This is a genomic window from Pacificispira spongiicola, assembly GCF_012926505.1.
In the GTDB taxonomy this organism is placed as follows: domain Bacteria; phylum Pseudomonadota; class Alphaproteobacteria; order UBA8366; family Aestuariispiraceae; genus Pacificispira; species Pacificispira spongiicola.
In genome coordinates, this window is record NZ_JABBNT010000016.1 from 1 (window position 1) to 1,352 (window position 1,352).

Genomic DNA, 1,352 nt, shown 5'->3' on the forward strand with positions numbered 1-1,352 from the left:
CGCGAAGTGTTCACGGTGACGCTGAACGAAGACGGGACGTATACGTTTGAGCTGAAGGACTCGATCGACCATGTCGATGCGAACGGCGAGAATGTGGATACGCTGAGCTTCGGTCTTGTCGGGACGCCGGATGCGGAAGCGCTGTCACGGATGGACTTCGATCAGGATGTGATCGACGGTCTGTCGGGAGCGCAGATCACGCAGACCTTTGCGGTCGATGTGACGGACGACGTTCCGGAGGCCGTGGTGGACCTGTCCGGGGTACAACAGGCGGAGTCTGTCTCGATCGACGAAGACGATCTTGGCGACGGGACGGACGGGTCGGACGGCCTGACGGCGTCGGGTAATCTGGGTCTCGGCACGGGCGATCTGATCACGATCGACTATGGCGCGGACGGCCCCGCGGCGGGTGCGCCGACGGGTCTGACGGCGGCGGATCTGGATTACACGATCGAAGGGCCTGCGGGTCTGACGTCGCAGGGCGAGGCGGTTACCTACAGCTACGACGAAGGTACGGATACGCTGACGGCGACGGCGGGTGGCCGTGAAGTGTTCACGGTGACGCTGGACGGGAACGGCGGTTATACGTTCGAACTGAAGGACAGCCTGGACCACGCGGACGGTGCGGACGAGAACGCGCTCGACCTGTCGTTCACGGTGACGGGCGTGCCGAGCGCGGCGGCGTTGGCGTCGACGGATTACGACGCGGACGTGATCGAGGGTCTTGCGGAAGCGGAAGTGACGCAGGGCTTCACGGTGTCTGTGGTTGACGACGTTCCGGTTGCGACGGTGAACCAGGATGCGGTCGGCACGGCGGACGGTGTGTCTGTCGATGAAGACGATCTTGGCGACGGGACGGACGGATCGGACAGCCTGTCGGCGACGGGCGGCCTGGGTCTGGGCACGGGCGACCTGATCAGCATCGACTACGGCGCGGACGGCGCGGCGGATGCGAACGCGCCGACGGGTCTGACGGCGTCGGATCTGGAATACAGCTTCGATCTGACGAGCCTGCCGACGGATCTGACGTCGAACGGGGATGCGATCACGTTCACGCAGCAGGACGGTGTTCTGACGGCGACGGCGGATGCGGGCGGCACGAATGAGCGCCCGGTGTTCACGGTGTCGATCGACGCGGCGACGGGCAGCTACACGTTCACGCTGCAGGACAGCCTGGATCACGAGACGGCGAACGGCGAGAATGTGGAAGGCCTGACCTTCGACATCATCGGGACGCCGGATGCGGAAGCGCTGGCGGAGAAGGACTTCGACCAGGATGTGATCGACGGCCTTGCCGACGCACAGATCACGCAGAGCTTCGGGGTCGACATCGTCGATGACGTCCCGGTCGC

1 protein-coding gene is annotated in these 1,352 nt (G+C 64.8%); it reads left to right on the forward strand.

The annotated features are described in order from the left end of the window. Positions 1 to 1,352, forward strand: a 1,352-nt coding sequence (locus HH303_RS19900) for a T1SS-143 repeat domain-containing protein (protein ID WP_227421972.1), incomplete at both ends; no start/stop codon positions are given.